The 16,066-nt window shown below is 69.6% G+C and carries 13 protein-coding genes; 4 read left to right on the top strand and 9 right to left on the bottom strand.

Going from position 1 to position 16,066, the window contains the following annotated elements:
- Positions 1-74 precede the first annotated feature (74 nt).
- On the bottom strand, positions 75-923 hold the full coding sequence (locus tag ABZ552_RS20365) for an SDR family NAD(P)-dependent oxidoreductase (RefSeq protein ID WP_281879116.1): 849 nt from the start codon (positions 921-923) through the stop codon (positions 75-77).
- A 54-nt stretch (positions 924-977) separates the two neighbouring features.
- Here ABZ552_RS20365 and ABZ552_RS20360 point away from each other — a divergent pair, with 54 nt between their 5' ends.
- Together ABZ552_RS20360 and ABZ552_RS20355 are read left to right on the top strand one after the other, a co-directional pair.
- The gene (locus ABZ552_RS20360; RefSeq protein ID WP_357439004.1) at positions 978-1,967 is read left to right on the top strand and encodes an alpha/beta hydrolase; all 990 of its coding nucleotides are present in this window, start codon (positions 978-980) and stop codon (positions 1,965-1,967) included.
- Between the two features lie 61 nt (positions 1,968-2,028).
- Positions 2,029-2,631 (top strand): hypothetical protein, encoded by a 603-nt coding sequence (locus ABZ552_RS20355; protein WP_281879119.1) that lies wholly within the window; start codon positions 2,029-2,031, stop codon positions 2,629-2,631.
- A gap of 9 nt (positions 2,632-2,640) precedes the next feature.
- On the opposite strand, the gene ABZ552_RS20350 is transcribed toward ABZ552_RS20355, so the two are convergent.
- The 7 genes from ABZ552_RS20350 to tkt form a co-directional block, all read right to left on the bottom strand.
- On the bottom strand, positions 2,641-3,120 hold the full coding sequence (locus ABZ552_RS20350) for a hypothetical protein (RefSeq protein WP_281879120.1): 480 nt from the start codon (positions 3,118-3,120) through the stop codon (positions 2,641-2,643).
- Positions 3,121-3,168: 48 nt separating this feature from the next.
- Complete coding sequence (locus ABZ552_RS20345) at positions 3,169-5,469, bottom strand: thiamine pyrophosphate-dependent enzyme (protein ID WP_357439036.1); 2,301 nt, start codon at positions 5,467-5,469, stop codon at positions 3,169-3,171.
- A 107-nt stretch (positions 5,470-5,576) separates the two neighbouring features.
- On the bottom strand, positions 5,577-6,332 hold the full coding sequence (gene pgl, locus ABZ552_RS20340) for a 6-phosphogluconolactonase (protein ID WP_357439001.1): 756 nt from the start codon (positions 6,330-6,332) through the stop codon (positions 5,577-5,579).
- Positions 6,325-7,233 (bottom strand): glucose-6-phosphate dehydrogenase assembly protein OpcA, encoded by a 909-nt coding sequence (opcA, locus tag ABZ552_RS20335; protein WP_281880892.1) that lies wholly within the window; start codon positions 7,231-7,233, stop codon positions 6,325-6,327. Before opcA ends, pgl begins: the two co-directional genes overlap by 8 nt.
- Positions 7,230-8,804: a glucose-6-phosphate dehydrogenase gene (gene zwf, locus ABZ552_RS20330; RefSeq protein ID WP_281879123.1), complete on the bottom strand. Its 1,575-nt coding sequence runs from the start codon at positions 8,802-8,804 to the stop codon at positions 7,230-7,232. Before zwf ends, opcA begins: the two co-directional genes overlap by 4 nt.
- Before the next feature lie 3 nt (positions 8,805-8,807).
- Positions 8,808-9,944, bottom strand: coding sequence for a transaldolase (gene tal / locus ABZ552_RS20325; protein WP_281879125.1), 1,137 nt, complete (start codon positions 9,942-9,944; stop codon positions 8,808-8,810).
- A gap of 6 nt (positions 9,945-9,950) precedes the next feature.
- A complete protein-coding gene (tkt, locus tag ABZ552_RS20320) occupies positions 9,951-12,092 on the bottom strand; it encodes a transketolase (RefSeq protein WP_281917934.1) in 2,142 nt (713 codons plus the stop codon).
- 950 nt (positions 12,093-13,042) lie between these two features.
- On the opposite strand from tkt, the gene ABZ552_RS20315 reads away from it, so the two are divergent.
- Entirely contained in the window at positions 13,043-13,933 is an 891-nt protein-coding gene (locus ABZ552_RS20315) for a heme o synthase (protein WP_281880894.1), read from the top strand.
- On the opposite strand, the gene ABZ552_RS20310 is transcribed toward ABZ552_RS20315, so the two are convergent.
- Positions 13,926-15,341, bottom strand: coding sequence for an FAD-dependent monooxygenase (locus ABZ552_RS20310; RefSeq protein WP_357438997.1), 1,416 nt, complete (start codon positions 15,339-15,341; stop codon positions 13,926-13,928). The genes ABZ552_RS20315 and ABZ552_RS20310 overlap by 8 nt on opposite strands.
- Positions 15,342-15,425: 84 nt before the next feature.
- On the opposite strand from ABZ552_RS20310, the gene ABZ552_RS20305 reads away from it, so the two are divergent.
- Positions 15,426-16,028, top strand: a complete 603-nt coding sequence (locus ABZ552_RS20305; RefSeq protein ID WP_357438994.1) for a TetR/AcrR family transcriptional regulator — start codon at positions 15,426-15,428, stop codon at positions 16,026-16,028.
- The last annotated feature ends 38 nt before the right edge of the window (positions 16,029-16,066 follow it).

The following is a 16,066-nucleotide window of genomic DNA, read 5'->3' as shown; positions in this document are numbered from 1 at the left end:
TGCTGTATCCGGTGTGGCGCGCGCCCGGTCCCGCCGCGCTCGGTGCAGCGCTTCCTCGGCGCGCTCTGACGGAGTCAGTCGACGCGCGGAATGCGGCCGTCGATGTCGGTGAACCCGTAGTACTCGGCGAGATCGGCCACCGGCCAGGGCAATCCGGTGCGCGAGCGCCGCCCGGCGTCGGTGGCGAGCGCGACGACGGCGCGGCCGGTGAAACGCGGCGTCTGCGCGTCGCCGAGGTCGAAGGTGCCCTCCCCGGGCAGCGTGACCAGCCGCCTGCCGTCGGCGTCGGCCGGAACCAGTTGCAGCAGTTCGGTGTTCACGATGCCGGGCCAGAGCGAGACCACGGTCACCTCGGTGCCGGCGAGGTTGTGGGCCAGGTCGGCGGTGAGCCGGTCCAGAGCGGATTTCGCGACGCCGTACACGGCGTTGTGCATGTATCTGCGTGCCCCTGGCGAGGAGATGTTGACGATCAGCCCGCCCGATTCGATCAATAGCGGTGCGGCGAAATAGCTCGCCACGTAATGGGATCGGACGCCGACGTCGAACGACTCGTCCCACGCCGCGGGCGGCACCTCCCAGAACGGCTTGCCCAGCCAGCGTGCCGCGGCGGGGGAGTTGTAGACGTTGTTGACCAGCACGTCCAGTCTGCCGTGCTCGGTGCGGATCAGCTCGAACAACCGCTCCACCGCGTCGTCGTCGCGGTGATCGCACACGAACGGGATGCCGACACCGCCCGCGGCATCGATTTCCGCGGCCGTGGCGTGTACGGTGCCGGGTAGCCGTCCCTGCGCCGCCGAGCGCCCGGTGACGAACACCGTGGCGCCCGCCGCACCGAGTTCCAGCGCGATCCCCTTGCCGATGCCGCGGCTGGCGCCGGTGACCACCGCGACCTTGCCTTCGAGCCTCTCGGGTATTCCGCTCACGAAACCGGAACATTACCGTGAAACGATAACGTGTTCTAGGTTTTGGAGGTCCGAGTGGAACTGACTCATCGGTTCGTGACGTCCGGCGGTGTCCGCATGCACGTCGCCGAGCAGGGAACGGGGCAGCCGGTGGTCTTCTGCCACGGTTTCCCGCACACCTGGTACATCTGGCATCGCCAGCTCCCCGCCATCGCCGCGGCCGGATACCGCGCTCTGGCACCGGACTTGCGCGGGTACGGCCGGACCGACGCCCCGGCCGACCCGGAAGCGTACACCAATCACGCGGTGTGCGGGGATCTGCTCGCCCTGCTCGACGACATCGGCGCCGAGCAGGCGGTGTTCGTCGGTTTGGACTTCGGTGCGGCACTGGTGTGGGAGCTGGCGTTGCGCGCACCGGGGCGGGTGCGCGGCGTCATCGTCTTGAACAACCCGTTCGCGCCGCGCCCGCCGCGTGCTCCGTCGCAGTTGTGGGCGAAAGCCGCGGCTCGGCACTTCCTGCACCTGCACTACTTCCAGACCCCCGGCGTGGCGGACGAGGAACTCGCCGCGCATCCGAGGGAGTTCCTGGCCCGCGTGTACTACGCGCTCAGCGCCGACTACCACTACCTGGACACCTGGCGCTTCCCGGCCGAGGGCACCGGCTACCTCGACGTATTGCCGCAAGCGCCCGCGCTGCCGTGGCGCTGGCTCGGCGCGGACGAGTTGGACGTGCTGGCGGGGGATTTCGAACGCACGGGATTCACCGGCGGGCTGAACTGGTACCGCAACCTGGACCGCAACTGGGAGCTCACCGCCGACTACGCCGACGCGAAAGTCACTGTGCCCGCCTACTTCCTGCACGGCGACCGCGATCCCGACATGGAGGGTTTCAGCGGTCGTGACCCGCTGGCCACCATGCGCGCGCACGTCACCGACCTGCGCGCGGTCACCGAGATCGCCGACGCCGGTCACCTCGTGCAGCTGGAGCGGACCGAGCGGGTGAACGCGTTGCTCACCGCCCATCTCGCCCACCTCGCGGCGCACCGGGCCGGCCTTCCGGCCTGAGGCGAAACGTCCTCGGGCTCAGTGCGGTTCGTTGTCGGTGGGCACCGCTAATGTTCGGTGAATGAGTTATAGCCTGAGCATCTACGTCGTCGAACTGGACAGGATCTCCGGCGCCATCGGGTCCCGGGACGACAAGCTCCGGCGGATGATCGGCGGCCGGTTCAAGGCCCAGCTGACCCATGACGACGACTGGTTCGCCGACGAGATCGCGGCCGGCGCGCCCACCCGCTACGAGGCGGTGCGCGCCGTCATCGACGGCGGCCCGTTCGACCCGGCCTACGGTTTCCAGTACGGCTACGCCTACCAGACGATCTGCCAGTTCTACGGACGGTTCGTGGACAACCGCTACTTCTCGGCGTTCCGTGGCCGCTGGCTCGACCACATCGACGACGGCCTGGCCACGCTCGGCATCAAAGCGGTCAGCGTCCGCGCGTTCATGTACCACTCGCTGCCGCCCGCGCTGCCGCAGCCCGACGAGCTGCCCGGCTACGGCGAATGGACGCCGGAGCAGTGCGCGGAGGCGCTGGTGCAGTGGGAGTCGACCACACCGCCGCAACGGGAGGAGGTCGACCACGAGGTGCTCGCGGCCATCGAATCCTGCGTCGCGTGGATCCGGGAGGCGCAGGCGCGTCCCGGCTGGGGCGTCGCCGGGTTCTTCTACTGAGCCGCGGACCTACTGGTATTCCCCGGCCAGCTTCGGGTAGTCCGACCACCGCGGCAGCGGCTGGTAGTCGAGGTATGCGGTGAGGCGGTCGAGCAGGTATTGCCAGCGCGGGCCGATCGCGCCTGCGTCGGCGGGAGGCACGTGGCGGCGGGTCAGTTCCACGGTGGTGACCACGCCGACCTGGCTCATCCGGACTTCGAGCAGGCAGCCGTCGATGTGCACGACCAGTTCGTGCGGCGCCTGGCAATGGTCGACGCGCACCGCGACCGGGCCGGAGACGGGACCGTCGAACAAGTCGATGGTGAGGTTGCCGTTACCGCCGGAGACGGCGCCGAGCCAGCGGGCGAGCTGGCCGCGCTCGGTGGCCGCCGACCACACGTCCAGCACGGGCTTGTGGAACGACCGCAGGTAGTGCAGAAGCACCAGGTCGCCGTCGGCCGTGTGCTCGTGCTCCGGTCGCACCTCGCCGAGCATGGACATCGTGGTCATCGCGAGTCCTTTCCACTGCTGGTCACCGTCACTCTCACTGTATTTCCACTATTCCCCGGCCGAATCGAATTCCGGGGAATGCCGGGCCTCGGCGCGCCGCGGCCGCGTGCCGGTCTCATCGGCCAGCAGCCGGAGGGCCGCGGCTTCGATACGGTCCTCGTCCAAGAGCACCGTCGCGGCGGCCGGGCCGAGCGGGACGAAACTGTCTTCGCTGGTCACGCGCGCGAGGCGGCCGGTGAAACCGGCGTCGGTCAGAGCAGTGCACACCGCCTCCGACACGCCACCGCTGCGGCGGGTCTCGTCCGCGACGAGCACCCGCCCGGTCGCGTGCGCGTGCCGCAGGAGATCTTCCACCGGAAGCGGCGCGAGCCAGCGCAGGTCGAGCACCCGCGCGTTGATCCCGTGCCGGGCCAGCCGCCGTGCCACGCGCAGGCTCATCGGCACGCCGTTGGCGAAAGTGGCGATGGTCAAGTCGGCCCCGTCACCGTAGACGCGGGCGCGGCCGATCTCGACGTGTCCGGCCGCGGACGGGCGCGCCAGCCAGCCGTCGTCTCCCGGATCGTGCAGGTCGCGGGTGTGGTACAGCGCGATGGGCTCGAGATACAGGCACACCCTGCCGTCCACCCGGGCCGCGGACGCGCATGTGCGCAGTATCGCCGCGGCGTCGTCGGCGCGGGACGGGGAGGCCAGCACGACGCCGGGGATGTCGCGCAGCGCGGCCACCGAGTTGTCGTTGTGGAAATGGCCGCCGAAACCTTTCTGGTAGCCGTATCCGGCGATGCGCACCACCATCGGGTTGCGGTAGCGGCCGTCGGAGAAGAACGACAGCGTGGCGGCTTCGCCGCGGATCTGGTCGGCGGCGTTGTGCAGGTAGGCGAGGTACTGGATCTCCGGGATCGGCACGAGACCCGCCAGCGCCGAGCCCAGTGCGGTGCCGAGCACGCTCTGCTCGTCCAGCAGGGTGTCGAACACCCGGCGCGCGCCGTACGTCTTCTGCAATCCCTTCGTCACGCCGTACACGCCGCCTTTGCGGCCGACGTCCTCCCCGAAGACCAGCACGTCGCCATCCCGGTCCAGCAGGCTCGCGAGGGTGTCGTTGAGCGCCTGCGCCACGGTCATCGGATCGGTCCGCGCCGCGCCGTTGCGGCGAGGCGGCGCATCCACGCTCGCGATCGCGCGGCCGGTGTCCGGGTGTGCGCGGGGGAGCGGTCCGGTGCGGAGTACGTCGGCGCGCACGAGCGCCGGGCGGGACGGGGCGATCGGTGCGATGACGGCCGCCGCTGAGGCGAGTTTCGGTTCAGCGGAGACGAGTTCGGCGGTCGCGGCGACGCGGCGGCCCAGCTCGGCATAACGGTCGAGCACGTCGGCGGGTGTCGCCACGCCGGACTCGATGAGCAGCCGCGCGGTCGCGGTCACCGGATCGCGGGCGAGGTCGGCGGCGAGGTCGGCGGGCCGGCGGTAAGCGGTTTCGACATCGGATCCCGCGTGACCGAGCAGCCGCACGGTCCGCAGATGCAGGAACGCGGGCGCGCGGTGGTCTCGCACCCACCGCGCGGCGGCCTCGGCGGTGGTCAGCGCGTCGAGGGCGGCGCAGCCGTCCGCGGGGAAGTACGCCAGGCCCGGGCGGCTGCCATACGCCTGCTCGATCCACTCCGGGGGCGTGGGGACGCTGATCCCGATGCCGTTGTCCTCACAGACGAACAGGATGGGCATCGCGATCCCCTGGTGCGCGGTGTGTATCGCGGCATTGATCGCCCCGGCCGCGGTGGAATGGTTGGCCGACGCGTCGCCGAAACTGCACACCACCACCGAATCGGCGGGCCACGGACCGGCGACACCCAGTCGCGCCGCCCGATCGATCGCGAACGCCAATCCGACCGCGCGTGGGAGGTGCGACGCGATGGTCGAGGTCTGCGGGATGATGTGGGCGGCGGCGCTGCCGAACACCTTGTGCCGCCCACCGGAAATCGGGTCCGCCGCCGCGGCGACCACGCCGAGCAGCACGTCCCGGATCGGATCCAGCCCGGGGACGCGCCGGGCCCGGTGCACGAAGAACGCCCCCGACCGGTAGTGCAGGAGCGCTGGATCGGTGACCCGCAGGGCGGCCGCCACGGCGGCGTTGCCCTCGTGACCGGACGATCCGATGCTGTAGTAACCGCGCCGGGCGCTGCCGAGACGGCGTGCCGCGAGATCGAGATGCCTGCTCGTCGCTTGGGCTTCGAACAGTTCCAGGCACGCAGTGCCCGTGATCGCGCCGCCGGGCGCGATCGGCTCGTCCGCCGGTCGGCCCGGTCGCGGGACGAGGGCCGCGACGGCGGTGCGGAACCGCTCGTCCAGATCCACTGCCAGCTCGGTCACCGACCGATCATCTCGTAAAATCCGCCGTTCGGCTGCGATTTCCGGCGTTGGTCTTCCGGCAATCGAGCCGGGCGGCGGACAAATTTACGAGAGCTTGCTCAGTGCAGAGCGGACGCGGCCTCCTGATCGAGCAGCCACGTGGTGGAATCGATACCCGTCGCACCGGCCGCGGGCACCTCCACCGGCGCGGCGCCTCCGATGGCCGCGGCGACCGCCTCGGCCTTGGCCGCACCGCCGACCACCAGCACGACGTGCCTGCTGCGGCGGATCGCGGGCAGGGTGAGCGTCACCCGCACCGGCGGCGGTTTCGGTGAATTCGTGACGGCGACGACGAGCTCGTGCTCTTCGCGCACCGCGTCGGTATGCGGGAACAGCGAATTCACGTGCCCTTCGCCGCCCATGCCGAGCAGATGCAGATCGAACGCGCCGTGTTCGGTGAGGTGGGCGTGCACCGTCGCGGAGTACTCGGCGGCCGCCTCTATCGGGTCGGGATACTCGCCGTCGGAAACGGCCACCGGATGCACCCGCGCCGGGTCCACCGGCACGTGGTCGAACAACGCCCGCCTGGCTTGCAGGTCGTTGCGCTCCGGATCGTTGGCGGGCACGAAACGCTCGTCGCCCCAGAACACGTCGACCCGGGACCAGTCGATGTCGCCGGGCGACTTGCGTACCTGCTCGAGCAGGGCGATGCCGGTGCCGCCGCCGGTCACCACCACCGACGCGGAACCGCGCTCGGCCTGGGCCGCGACGACGATCGAGACGAAGCGGGCCGCCGCGGCGGCCACCAGCGACTCGGTGTCGAGGTGCACCTCGACGGTGTCACTGGGGAACGGCGAATCGGTGTGCTCACTCATAGATCACCTTCTCCAGTCCGGCCAGCGCCTCCGCGTAGGTCTCGTCGGCGTCCAGCCTGCGTAGGTCTTCGGCGAGGCAATCGCGAGTCGCTCTGCGCGCCAGGGCGATTCGCTGCACCGGTTCTCCGGTGCGGGTCAACGTCGCGGTGCGGCCGGTCTGCGGGCGTTCGATCGCGATGGAGACGGTGGGGCGGTGCAGTTCCACCCGCAGCGGGCCGGTGCGCCTGCGCACCGGGCAGTCCAGCCGGGCGGCCAGCCAACCGGCCAGCATGTCCAGGGCGGGCTCGTCGCGCAGCCCGGACACCGTCACCGAATCCACCGACTCGAACGGCGGCTCGTCCATGGCCGCCGCCAGCAGGGCGCGCCAGTACGTGATCCGGCTCCAAGCCAGATCGGTGTCGCCGCTGGCGTAGGACTGAAGCCGCTTCTTGATCGCCGCTTGCGGATCGGGCGCGAACGTGGCGTCGGTGATGCGGCGGCCGGCCAGGCGGCCCACCGAATCCTTGGACGGGAACTCCGGCGCCCCGCGCGGCCACCAGGCGACCACCGGCGTGTCCGGCAGCAGGAACGGGGTGACGACGCTGCTCTCGTGATTGACCAGCGCGCCTTGCAGGCGCAGCACGATGACCTCGGCCGCGCCCGCGTCGCCGCCCACCCGGATCTGCGCGTCCAGCCGGGTGGCGGCCTCCCGATCACCGCGCGCGAGCACCACCACCCGGCAGGGATGCTCGCGGCTGGCCTCGTTCGCCGCCTCGATCGCGTGCTCGGCCTCGGAGCTGTCGAGCGTGCACACCACCAGCGTGAGCACGCGGCCCACGGTGATCACGCCGTTGTTCTCGCGCAGCTGCACGATGCGTTTGGTGACCTCGCCGGTGTCGGTCCCGGGCATGTCCACGATCACGGGCGCCGCCATTCCCGCCCGGTGCGGGCGATCATCTCGTCGGCCGAGGCCGGACCCCAGGTACCCGCCTCATACGGCTCCGGCCTGCCTTCGGCGGCCCAGTGCTCGAGCACCGGATCGAGAATGCGCCAGGACAATTCGACCTCCGCGTTCACCGGGAACAGCGACGGAACCCCGAGCAGCACGTCGAGGATCAGGCGTTCGTAGGCCTCGGGAGAGGACTCGGTGAACGCCTCGCCGTAGCTGAAGTCCATGTTGACGTCGCGCACCTCCATACCGGAGCCGGGCACCTTCGAGCCGAACCGGGTGGTGATGCCCTCGTCCGGCTGCACCCGGATGACCAGCGCGTTCTGCCCGAGTTCCTCGGTCATGGTCTGGTCGAACGGCAGATGCGGGGCCCGCTTGAAGATCACCGCGATCTCGGTGACCCTGCGGCCGAGCCGTTTTCCGGTGCGCAGGAAGAACGGGACGCCCGCCCAGCGGCGGGTGTCGATCTCCAGCCGGATCGCGGCATAGGTCTCGGTGGTCGACTCCGGGTCGAAGCCTTCCTCCTGCGCCAGGCCGACCACGTGTTCGCTGCCTTGCCAGCCCTCGGTGTACTGTCCGCGCGCGGTGGTCTCGTCCAGTGGTTCGACGAGCTTGGTCGCGGACAGCACCTTGATCTTCTCGGTCTGCAACTGCTTGGGCTCGAAGCTGATCGGCTCCTCCATGGCGGTGAGCGCCAGCAGTTGCAGCAGGTGGTTCTGGATCACGTCGCGCGCGGCGCCGATGCCGTCGTAGTACCCCGCGCGACCGCCGAGCCCGATGTCCTCGGCCATGGTGATCTGCACGTGGTCGACGAAATTGGCGTTCCAGATCGGCTCGTAGAGCTGGTTGGCGAAGCGCATCGCGAGGATGTTCTGCACCGTCTCTTTGCCCAGGTAATGGTCGATGCGGAACACCCGTTCCTCGGGGAATACCCCGTTGACCAGCGCGTTGAGCTCCTGCGCGCTTTTCAGGTCGTGCCCGAACGGCTTCTCGATCACGACCCGCCGCCAGGGTTTGCGCGCCGCGTCCGGCCCGGTCGTCTGCGCCAAGCCGTGCGCGCAGAGCTGATCGAGCACGACCGGGAACATGTTCGGCGGGATCGACAGGTAGAACGCGTGGTTGCCGCCGGTGCCGCGCTCTTTGTCGAGCGTGGTGAGGGTGTCGGCGAGCCGGTCGAACGCCGCGTTGTCGTCGAAGCTGCCCTGGACGAACCGGATGCCTTCGGAGAGCTGGTCCCAGACCTCCTGGCGGAAGGGGGTACGCGCGTGCGCCTTCACCGCCTCCAGCACCACTCGGGCGAAGTCCTCGTCGGCGTAGTCGCGGCGCGCGAAGCCGACCAAGCCGAATGCCGGGGGCAGCAGCCCCCGGTTCGCCAAGTCGTAGATGGCCGGCATCAGCTTCTTGCGGGACAGGTCACCCGTGACGCCGAAGATGACCATGCTGCACGGTCCGGCGATGCGCGGAAGACGTTTGTCCCGCTTCTCACGCAGCGGGTTGTGCCATTCGACCGCGTCCGGCCGATCCGCGGGCGCTGCTTCGGCCATCGGTCAGCCGTTCCCGGTCGACGCCGACTTCAGCTCGTCGGCGGTGGCGGAAAGCAACTCCTCCCAGGATTTCTCGAACTTGTCCACGCCCTCGCGCTCGAGCACCGCGAACACGTCGTCGAGGTCGATGCCGACCGCGGCGAGTCGATCGAAGACCTCCTTGGCCTCCTCCGCCTTGCCGGAGACCGTGTCGCCGCCGATCACGCCGTGGTCGGCGACCGCCTGGAGCGTCTTCTCCGGAAGCGTGTTCACCGTGTTGGAGGCGACCAACTCGGTGACGTACATCGTGTCGGGGTACTCCGGGTTCTTCACCCCGGTGGAGGCCCACAGCGGGCGTTGCCGATTCGCGCCCGACGCGGCCAGGTTCAGGAACGTCGAGGTGTGCTTGCCGCCGTCGAACACGTCCTGGTACTCGGCGTAGGCCAGGCGGGCGTTGGCGATGCCGGCCTTGCCGCGCAGCGCGAGCGCTTCCTCGGTGCCCAGCGCCTCCAGCCGCTTGTCGATCTCGGTGTCCACACGGGAGACGAAGAACGAGGCGACGGAATGGATCTTGGCCGGGTCGTGGCCGCCGACCTTGGCCTTCTTCACACCTTCCAGATACGCGCCCATCACCGCGCGGTAGCGCTGGACCGAGAAGATCAGCGTGACGTTGACGCTGATGCCCTCCGCGATCACCGCGGTGATGGCGGGCAGGCCCTCCTCGGTGGCGGGGATTTTGATGAACAGGTTGGGCCGGTCGACGATCTTCCACAGTTCCACCGCCTGCGCGACGGTGCGGTCGGTGTCGAACGCCAGGCGCGGGTCGACCTCGATGGAAACCCGGCCGTCCACGCCGCCGGTCGCCTCGAAGACCGGAGCGAACACGTCGCAGGCCGCGCGGACGTCGTCGGTGGTGATGGTGCGGATCGCGGCGTCGGCGTCCGCGCCTTGCGCGGCAAGCTCTTTCAGCTGGCCGTCGTAGGCGTGGCCTTGACTGAGCGCACCCTGGAAGATCGTCGGGTTGGTGGTGACCCCGACGACGGACCGGGTCTCGATCAGCTCGAGCAGGTTGCCGGAGCTGATCCGGTCCCTGGACAGATCGTCGAGCCATACGGACACTCCCGCCGCCGAGAGGGCGGCGAGATTCTCGTTCTGAGCCATGAGCGCTTATCCCTTCACGTTCTCGAGCGTGCGCTGCGCGGCGGCAACGACGGCTTCCGGAGTGAAGCCGAATTCGCGGAACAGGGTCTTGTAGTCGGCGGAGGCGCCGAAGTGCTCGATCGACACGATCTCGCCCGCGTCACCGGCGAACCGGTGCCACGGCATCGCGATACCGGCTTCGACGACGACACGCGCGGCGACCGCGGGCGGAAGCACCTCGTCCCGGTAAGCCTTGTCCTGCGCGTCGAACCACTCCACGCACGGCATCGACACCACGCGGGTGGCGATGCCCTGCTCCTCCAGCGTAGTGCGGGCGGCGACGGCGAGCTGCAGCTCCGAACCGGTGGCGATCAGGATCACTTGCGGTGTGCCGGTGGACGCCTCGGCCAGCACGTAGCCGCCCTTCGACACGCCCTCGTAGCTGGTGCCCTCCAGGATCGGCAGATCCTGGCGGGTCAGCGCCAGCCCGGACGGGCCGTCCTGGTGCGGCAGTTCCGACACCGAGAAGTGCGACCGGTGCTCGCTGCTGTCGCGTTCCAGGATGGTGCGCCAGGCGTAGGTGGTCTCGTTGGCGTCGCCCGGACGGACCACGTTCAGGCCCGGGATCGCGCGCAGCGCGGCGAGGTGCTCGATCGGCTGGTGTGTCGGGCCGTCCTCACCGAGGCCGATGGAGTCGTGGGTCCAGACGTAGATCGCGGGCACCCGCATCAGCGCGGCCAGACGGACGGCGGGACGCATGTAGTCGCTGAAGACCAGGAAGGTGCCGCCGTAGGGCCGGGTCGGGCCGTGCAGCGCGATGCCGTTGAGGATCGCGCCCATCGCGTGCTCGCGGACGCCGAAGTGCAGCGTCCGGCCGTACGGGTCGGCCTTCCACATGCCGGTGGAGATCGACTCCGGCCCGAAACTGGGCTGGTCGGGCATGGTGGTGTTGTTGGACTCGGCGAGGTCGGCCGAACCGCCCCACAGCTCCGGCAGCACCGGCGCCAGTGCGGCGAGCACCTTGCCGGACGCCTTGCGGGTGGCCATACCCTTCGGGTCCGGTTCGTGGACAGGCAGATTCGCGACCCAGTTGTCCGGCAGCCGCCGCTCGATCAGGCGGTCGAACAGCGCCTTGTTCTCGGGGTTGGCCGCGGCCCACGCGTCGAAGGACTTCTGCCACTGCGCGTGCGCCTCGCGTCCGCGCTCGATGACCTTGCGGGTGTGCTCGATGACGGCCGGGTCCACGTCGAAGCTCTTGTCCGGATCGAAGCCGAGGACCTTCTTGGTGGCGGCCACCTCGTCGGCGCCCAGCGCCGCGCCGTGGGCGGTACCGGTGTTCATCTTGCTGGGCGCCGGGTAGCCGATGATGGTGCGCAGCACGATGATCGAGGGCTTGCCGGTCTCGGCTTTGGCGGCTTCCAGCGCGGCCTCGATGGCGACGACGTCCTCGCCGCCCTCGACCACCTGCACGTGCCAGCCGTAGGCCTCGTACCGCTTCGCGACGTCCTCGGTGAAGGCGATGGTGGTGTCGTCCTCGATGGAGATCTTGTTGTCGTCGTAGATCAGCACGAGGTTGCCCAGTTGCTGGGTGCCCGCGAGCGACGACGCCTCGGAGGTGACGCCTTCCTCCAGGTCGCCGTCGGAGGCGACGACGTAGATGAAGTGGTCGAACGGGCTGGTGCCGGGCGCGGCGTCCGGGTCGAACAGACCGCGCTCGCGCCGCGCGGCCATCGCCATGCCGACCGCCGAGGCCAGACCCTGGCCGAGCGGGCCGGTGGTGATCTCCACGCCGTCGGTGTGCCGGAATTCCGGGTGGCCCGGGGTGAGCGAGCCCCACTTGCGCAGGTTCTTCAGGTCGTCCAGTTCCAGACCGTAGCCCGCCAGGTAGAGCTGGATGTACTGGGTGAGGCTGGAGTGCCCGCAGGACAGCACGAACCGGTCCCGGCCGACCCAGCTGGGATCGCTCGGGTCGATGCGCATGGTGCGCTGGTAGAGCGTGTACGCCAGCGGCGCCAGGCTCATCGCGGTGCCGGGATGGCCGTTTCCGGCGTTCTGCACCGCCTCGGCGGCCAGGACCCGGATGGTGTCGACAGCCTTGGTGTCCAGATCCGTCCAGTCGTCCGGGTGGTTCGGCTGAGTGAGGGCGCGGATGTCGTCTGTGATCGACACGACCGAGGTTCTCCTGACATTGGTTTCGTCGACGGCGGGTGGGTTTCTGACGGCGATGATCGCGCGGCAGCTACGGCGTGCTCACCGGGTATACCCAACTACCCTAGATGTGCCCGGTGACCGGCACACCATTAACCCTGTCTTGGTTTCGCGAGGCCCGTTGCGCTGCGTGTTCGCAGGTGGGGTTTCGCGAGCGGCGACGGCGTCGGCGGGGCGTTGGCGGCCTTGCACGATGGCCGCGCGAGCGGGTGGAACCGGTCTCTCCCGCGCCTGCCCCGGGTCCAGGCCGAACCGCGAACGGCCTCGTGGAAAGCGCTTTCGGTGTGGAGGGGCAGTGCCGAGCAAGCGACTGCTTTGTGGCGTCCACCAGTGCGGTAGCGAAGTTGCTGGAAAACGTCACCCCAAGGCGCGGCGGATTCGCCCGGCCCCATCCGGTCCGACGAAATTTCCAGCCGGGCGGCGCGCCTGAGTGGCACACGACGGAACGGCCCCGCGCGATTCGCCTCCGTCATGTGCCACTCGTGAGTTCTGATGCGAGTCGCGGACGGTACGCGGATCGGGCCGAGCATCCCGGCCGGTGGCGGCGTGGGCGAGTGAACGTCCCTGGCGAAGCCGTCGCGGCGGCGCGGAACGAGCCGTCGGGCCCGTCACATTCCGGCGCTGTAGCGCGGGGGCGACGGGAGGGGCGGGGGCGGCGGGGGTCTACCATCCTTTGTAGTAGTAGTCGCGCCGCACCGGTCGGAAAGAGGCGCCGGGGCGGACCGAAGTCCGGCGCGGGCACATCCGTACCACCGGGACGAGCGCACTGCTGGTCCATGCCGGATGCGATGCACAGCGTGCGAGGAGAGACAGTGCGGATTGGGCAACAGCCGGGTGGCGATGGTGCGCACGGCTCCTCCGCGACGGCGCTGGCCGACCGGTTCACGGGTCCCGGCCTACCGTCCCGGCTGATGCGACGGATCCTGGCCTACGTCGCGCTGACCAAGCCCAGGGTCATCGAGCTGCTGCTGGTCGCCACGATCCCGACCATGCTGCTCGCCGATCGCGGCACCATCGACATCCGCCTGATCCTGGCGACGCTGTTCGGCGGTTGGATGGGCGCGGCGAGCGCGAACACGCTCAACTGCGTCGCCGACGCCGACATCGACAAGGTCATGAAGCGCACCGCCAAGCGGCCGCTGGCCCGGGAGGCGGTGCCGACCCGCAACGCCTTCGTGTTCGGCGTCGCGCTCGGCGCGGGCTCCTTCGCCTGGTTGTGGTGGCAGGCGAATCTGCTCAGCGGCCTGCTGGTCGTCGCGACCATCCTGTTCTACGTCTTCGTCTACACCCTCGGTCTCAAGCGCCGCACCTCGCAGAACGTGGTGTGGGGCGGCGCGGCGGGCTGCATGCCCGCGCTGGTGGGCTGGTCGGCGGTGACCGGCGGCATCGGCTGGCCCGCCGTCGCGCTGTTCGGTGTCATCTTCTTCTGGACGCCGCCGCACACCTGGGCGCTGGCCATGCGCTACAAGGAGGACTACCGCGCGGCGGGCGTGCCGATGCTGCCGGTGGTCGCCACCGAGCGGGCCGTCACCAAGCAGATCGTCGTCTACACCTGGCTGACCGTGCTCACCACACTCGCACTGGTGCCCGCCACCGGCGTGATCTACGCGGCCGTGGCGCTGGTGGCCGGAGCGTGGTTCCTGCTCATGGCGCACCAGCTGTACGCGGGCGTGCGGCGCGGCGAATCGGTGAAGCCGCTGCGGCTGTTCCTGCAGTCGAACAACTACCTGGCCGTGGTGTTCTGCGGTCTCGCGGTGGACTCGGTGCTCGGCTGGGACACCATCGGCAGCTTCTTCAGCTGAGCGCGCCGATGTAGCCGTCCGGGCGGACGAGCACCCGGGTGCCCTCGCTCGCGGCGTAGGCCGCGTGGGCATGCCCGTCGACGTCCACCACATGCGGCCCCGTTACTTGTGCCCCTGGCCGTACCACCGCATACGCGTGCGGCCCCGCCTCGGTCGGCGCACCGAAGCTCAGCACCGTCGCGTGCGGCCCGCGGAACAGGTCGAACAGCCGGACGGCCCGTCCTCGCTCGTCTTTCACCGGCGCATCGGGCGCGCGGTCGCCGACGGCCAGTTGCTCGCGCGCGGCCGGGTCGCGGTAGCTGATGTCCAGCTGCTGGGTCTCCGGTCCGCGTTCCATCGCGTCGTCCGCACCGTCGACCAGTTTGTCCAGTAGTGCGGAGCTGAGACCCAGCACCTCGGCGGCCACGGTCCTGCGCTCGGCTTCGTAGCTGTCCAGGAGCGTGTCGTCACCGGAAAGCGCGGCGGCCAGCTTCCAGCCGAGGTTGTAGGCGTCCTGGATGCCTGTGTTCATGCCTTGGCCGCCGGTGGGCGGGTGCGCGTGGGCGGCGTCCCCGGCGAGGAAGACCCGGCCGTCGCGGAAACGCCGCGCGAGGCGGATGTTCGGCCGCCACACGGTCACCCAGGTCAAGTCGGTGAGGGTGACGTCGTCGCGTCCGCAGTAGCGGTCCACGTACTCCTGCAGCAGCTCGAGGCTCGGCTCGGCGTCGCCGTTCAACGGGGCGGCGAACTGGAACTGACGCCCACCGGGCAGCGGAGACAGCGCGATGCCCTGCATGGGCTCGTCGGCGGCGGCGAACCAGTAACCGAACTCGTGATCCAGCGCGTCGGCGCGCACGTCGCCGAGCAGTATGCGCAGCGATTCGTCGGTGCTGCCTTCGAACGGGATGCCGAGTGTCTTGCGCACGGTGCTCTTGCCGCCGTCCGCGCCGACCAGGTAGGCGGCGCGCACGATCTCCGGCGTGCCGTCGCGTTCGAGCGTCGCGGTGACGCCGTCGCCGTCCTGTGTGAAGCCGGTCAGCGCGGTGCCGAGTTCCACGTGTACGCCGAACTCGGCGAGCCGGTCGCGCAGGATGGCCTCGGTGCGCGACTGGCCGAGCACCCACAGGTTCGGGTAGGGGACGGCGGGGGTGGGCTCGACCGGCTCGCTCATTCTGCGTTCGGCCACGAACTGTCCGTCCAGGTGCACCCGCATCACCGGTGTCGGCATGCCTGCCGCCAGCATCGCGTTCAATACGCCCAGGTCATCGAACACTTCCAGGGTGCGCGGCTGGATGCCGTCGCCCCGGGAGCCCGCGAAGAAGGTGGCCGCCTTGTCGACGATCCGGACCGGGATGTCCCGGCGCGCGAGATCGAGGGCGAGGGTGAGACCGGTTGGTCCGGCGCCCGCGACGAGAACCAGCTGCGACATGTCGTACTCCTGATGAATCATTATTCAGTGAATGTCGATTCAGTGTTGCGCTTGGTATGTTGCGTTGTCAAGGAGGTGAGGTGGGTGTCGCTGAGTCGCAAAGAGAAGTCCGCCGAAACCGAGCAGGCGTTGAAGGCCGCGGCCCTGCGCTTGTTCGCCGAGCGCGGCTACTTGAACACCAAGATCACCGACATCACGACGGCCGCCGGACGTGCGGCCGGGTCGTTCTACAACCACTTCGCCAGTAAGGAAGAACTGCTCCAGGCGCTGCTGAACGACCTGGCGGCGGCGGGAGACGAGCGCGCGGAGGGTCCCGGCCACAACCCGGATTTCAGCGACCCGGAAGCGGTGCGCTATCACGTCGCCGGGTACTGGACCTTCGCCCGAGAACACGCGCCCGTGCTGCGCGCGGTGAACCAGGCGGCTCTGGTCAACGAGGAATTCGCGCAGATGCTCGCGCGTTTCGGTGTCCAGCAGCGCGCCGACATCGCCGACCATGTGGCCGGCTTCGCCGACAAGGGATTGCGGCTGCCGAGCACGGAGGATGCCAGCTTGGCGATGATGTTCCTGCTCACCCAGAGCTTGCTGGCCGCGGTGGAGGAAGGAAACGTCGAATTGACCGACGAGCAGGCCGTGGAGGGCCTGACCCGCTTCATCTATCGCGGACTCACCGGTCGCGACTACTGACGCCGACGGTGGGCGACCCGCCGGATTCACCCACCTCG

This window comes from Nocardia sp. NPDC019219 (assembly GCF_040632645.1).
Lineage (GTDB): Bacteria > Actinomycetota > Actinomycetes > Mycobacteriales > Mycobacteriaceae > Nocardia > Nocardia sputorum.
Note: the sequence above shows the minus strand (reverse complement) of the source record. Positions and strands in the feature narration are given on the sequence as shown.

What these genes read in the sequence shown, in the direction of transcription:
- pgl (WP_357439001.1), bottom strand. Translation starts at nt 6,332, where the DNA reads ATGAGTGAGCACACCGATTCGCCGTTCCCCAGTGACACCGTCGAGGTG.
- tal (WP_281879125.1), bottom strand. Translation starts at nt 9,944, where the DNA reads ATGGCTCAGAACGAGAATCTCGCCGCCCTCTCGGCGGCGGGAGTGTCC.
- zwf (WP_281879123.1), bottom strand. Translation starts at nt 8,804, where the DNA reads ATGGCCGAAGCAGCGCCCGCGGATCGGCCGGACGCGGTCGAATGGCAC.
- ABZ552_RS20350 (WP_281879120.1), bottom strand. Translation starts at nt 3,120, where the DNA reads ATGACCACGATGTCCATGCTCGGCGAGGTGCGACCGGAGCACGAGCAC.
- ABZ552_RS20315 (WP_281880894.1), top strand. Translation starts at nt 13,043, where the DNA reads ATGCGACGGATCCTGGCCTACGTCGCGCTGACCAAGCCCAGGGTCATC.
- ABZ552_RS20355 (WP_281879119.1), top strand. Translation starts at nt 2,029, where the DNA reads ATGAGTTATAGCCTGAGCATCTACGTCGTCGAACTGGACAGGATCTCC.
- ABZ552_RS20310 (WP_357438997.1), bottom strand. Translation starts at nt 15,341, where the DNA reads ATGTCGCAGCTGGTTCTCGTCGCGGGCGCCGGACCAACCGGTCTCACC.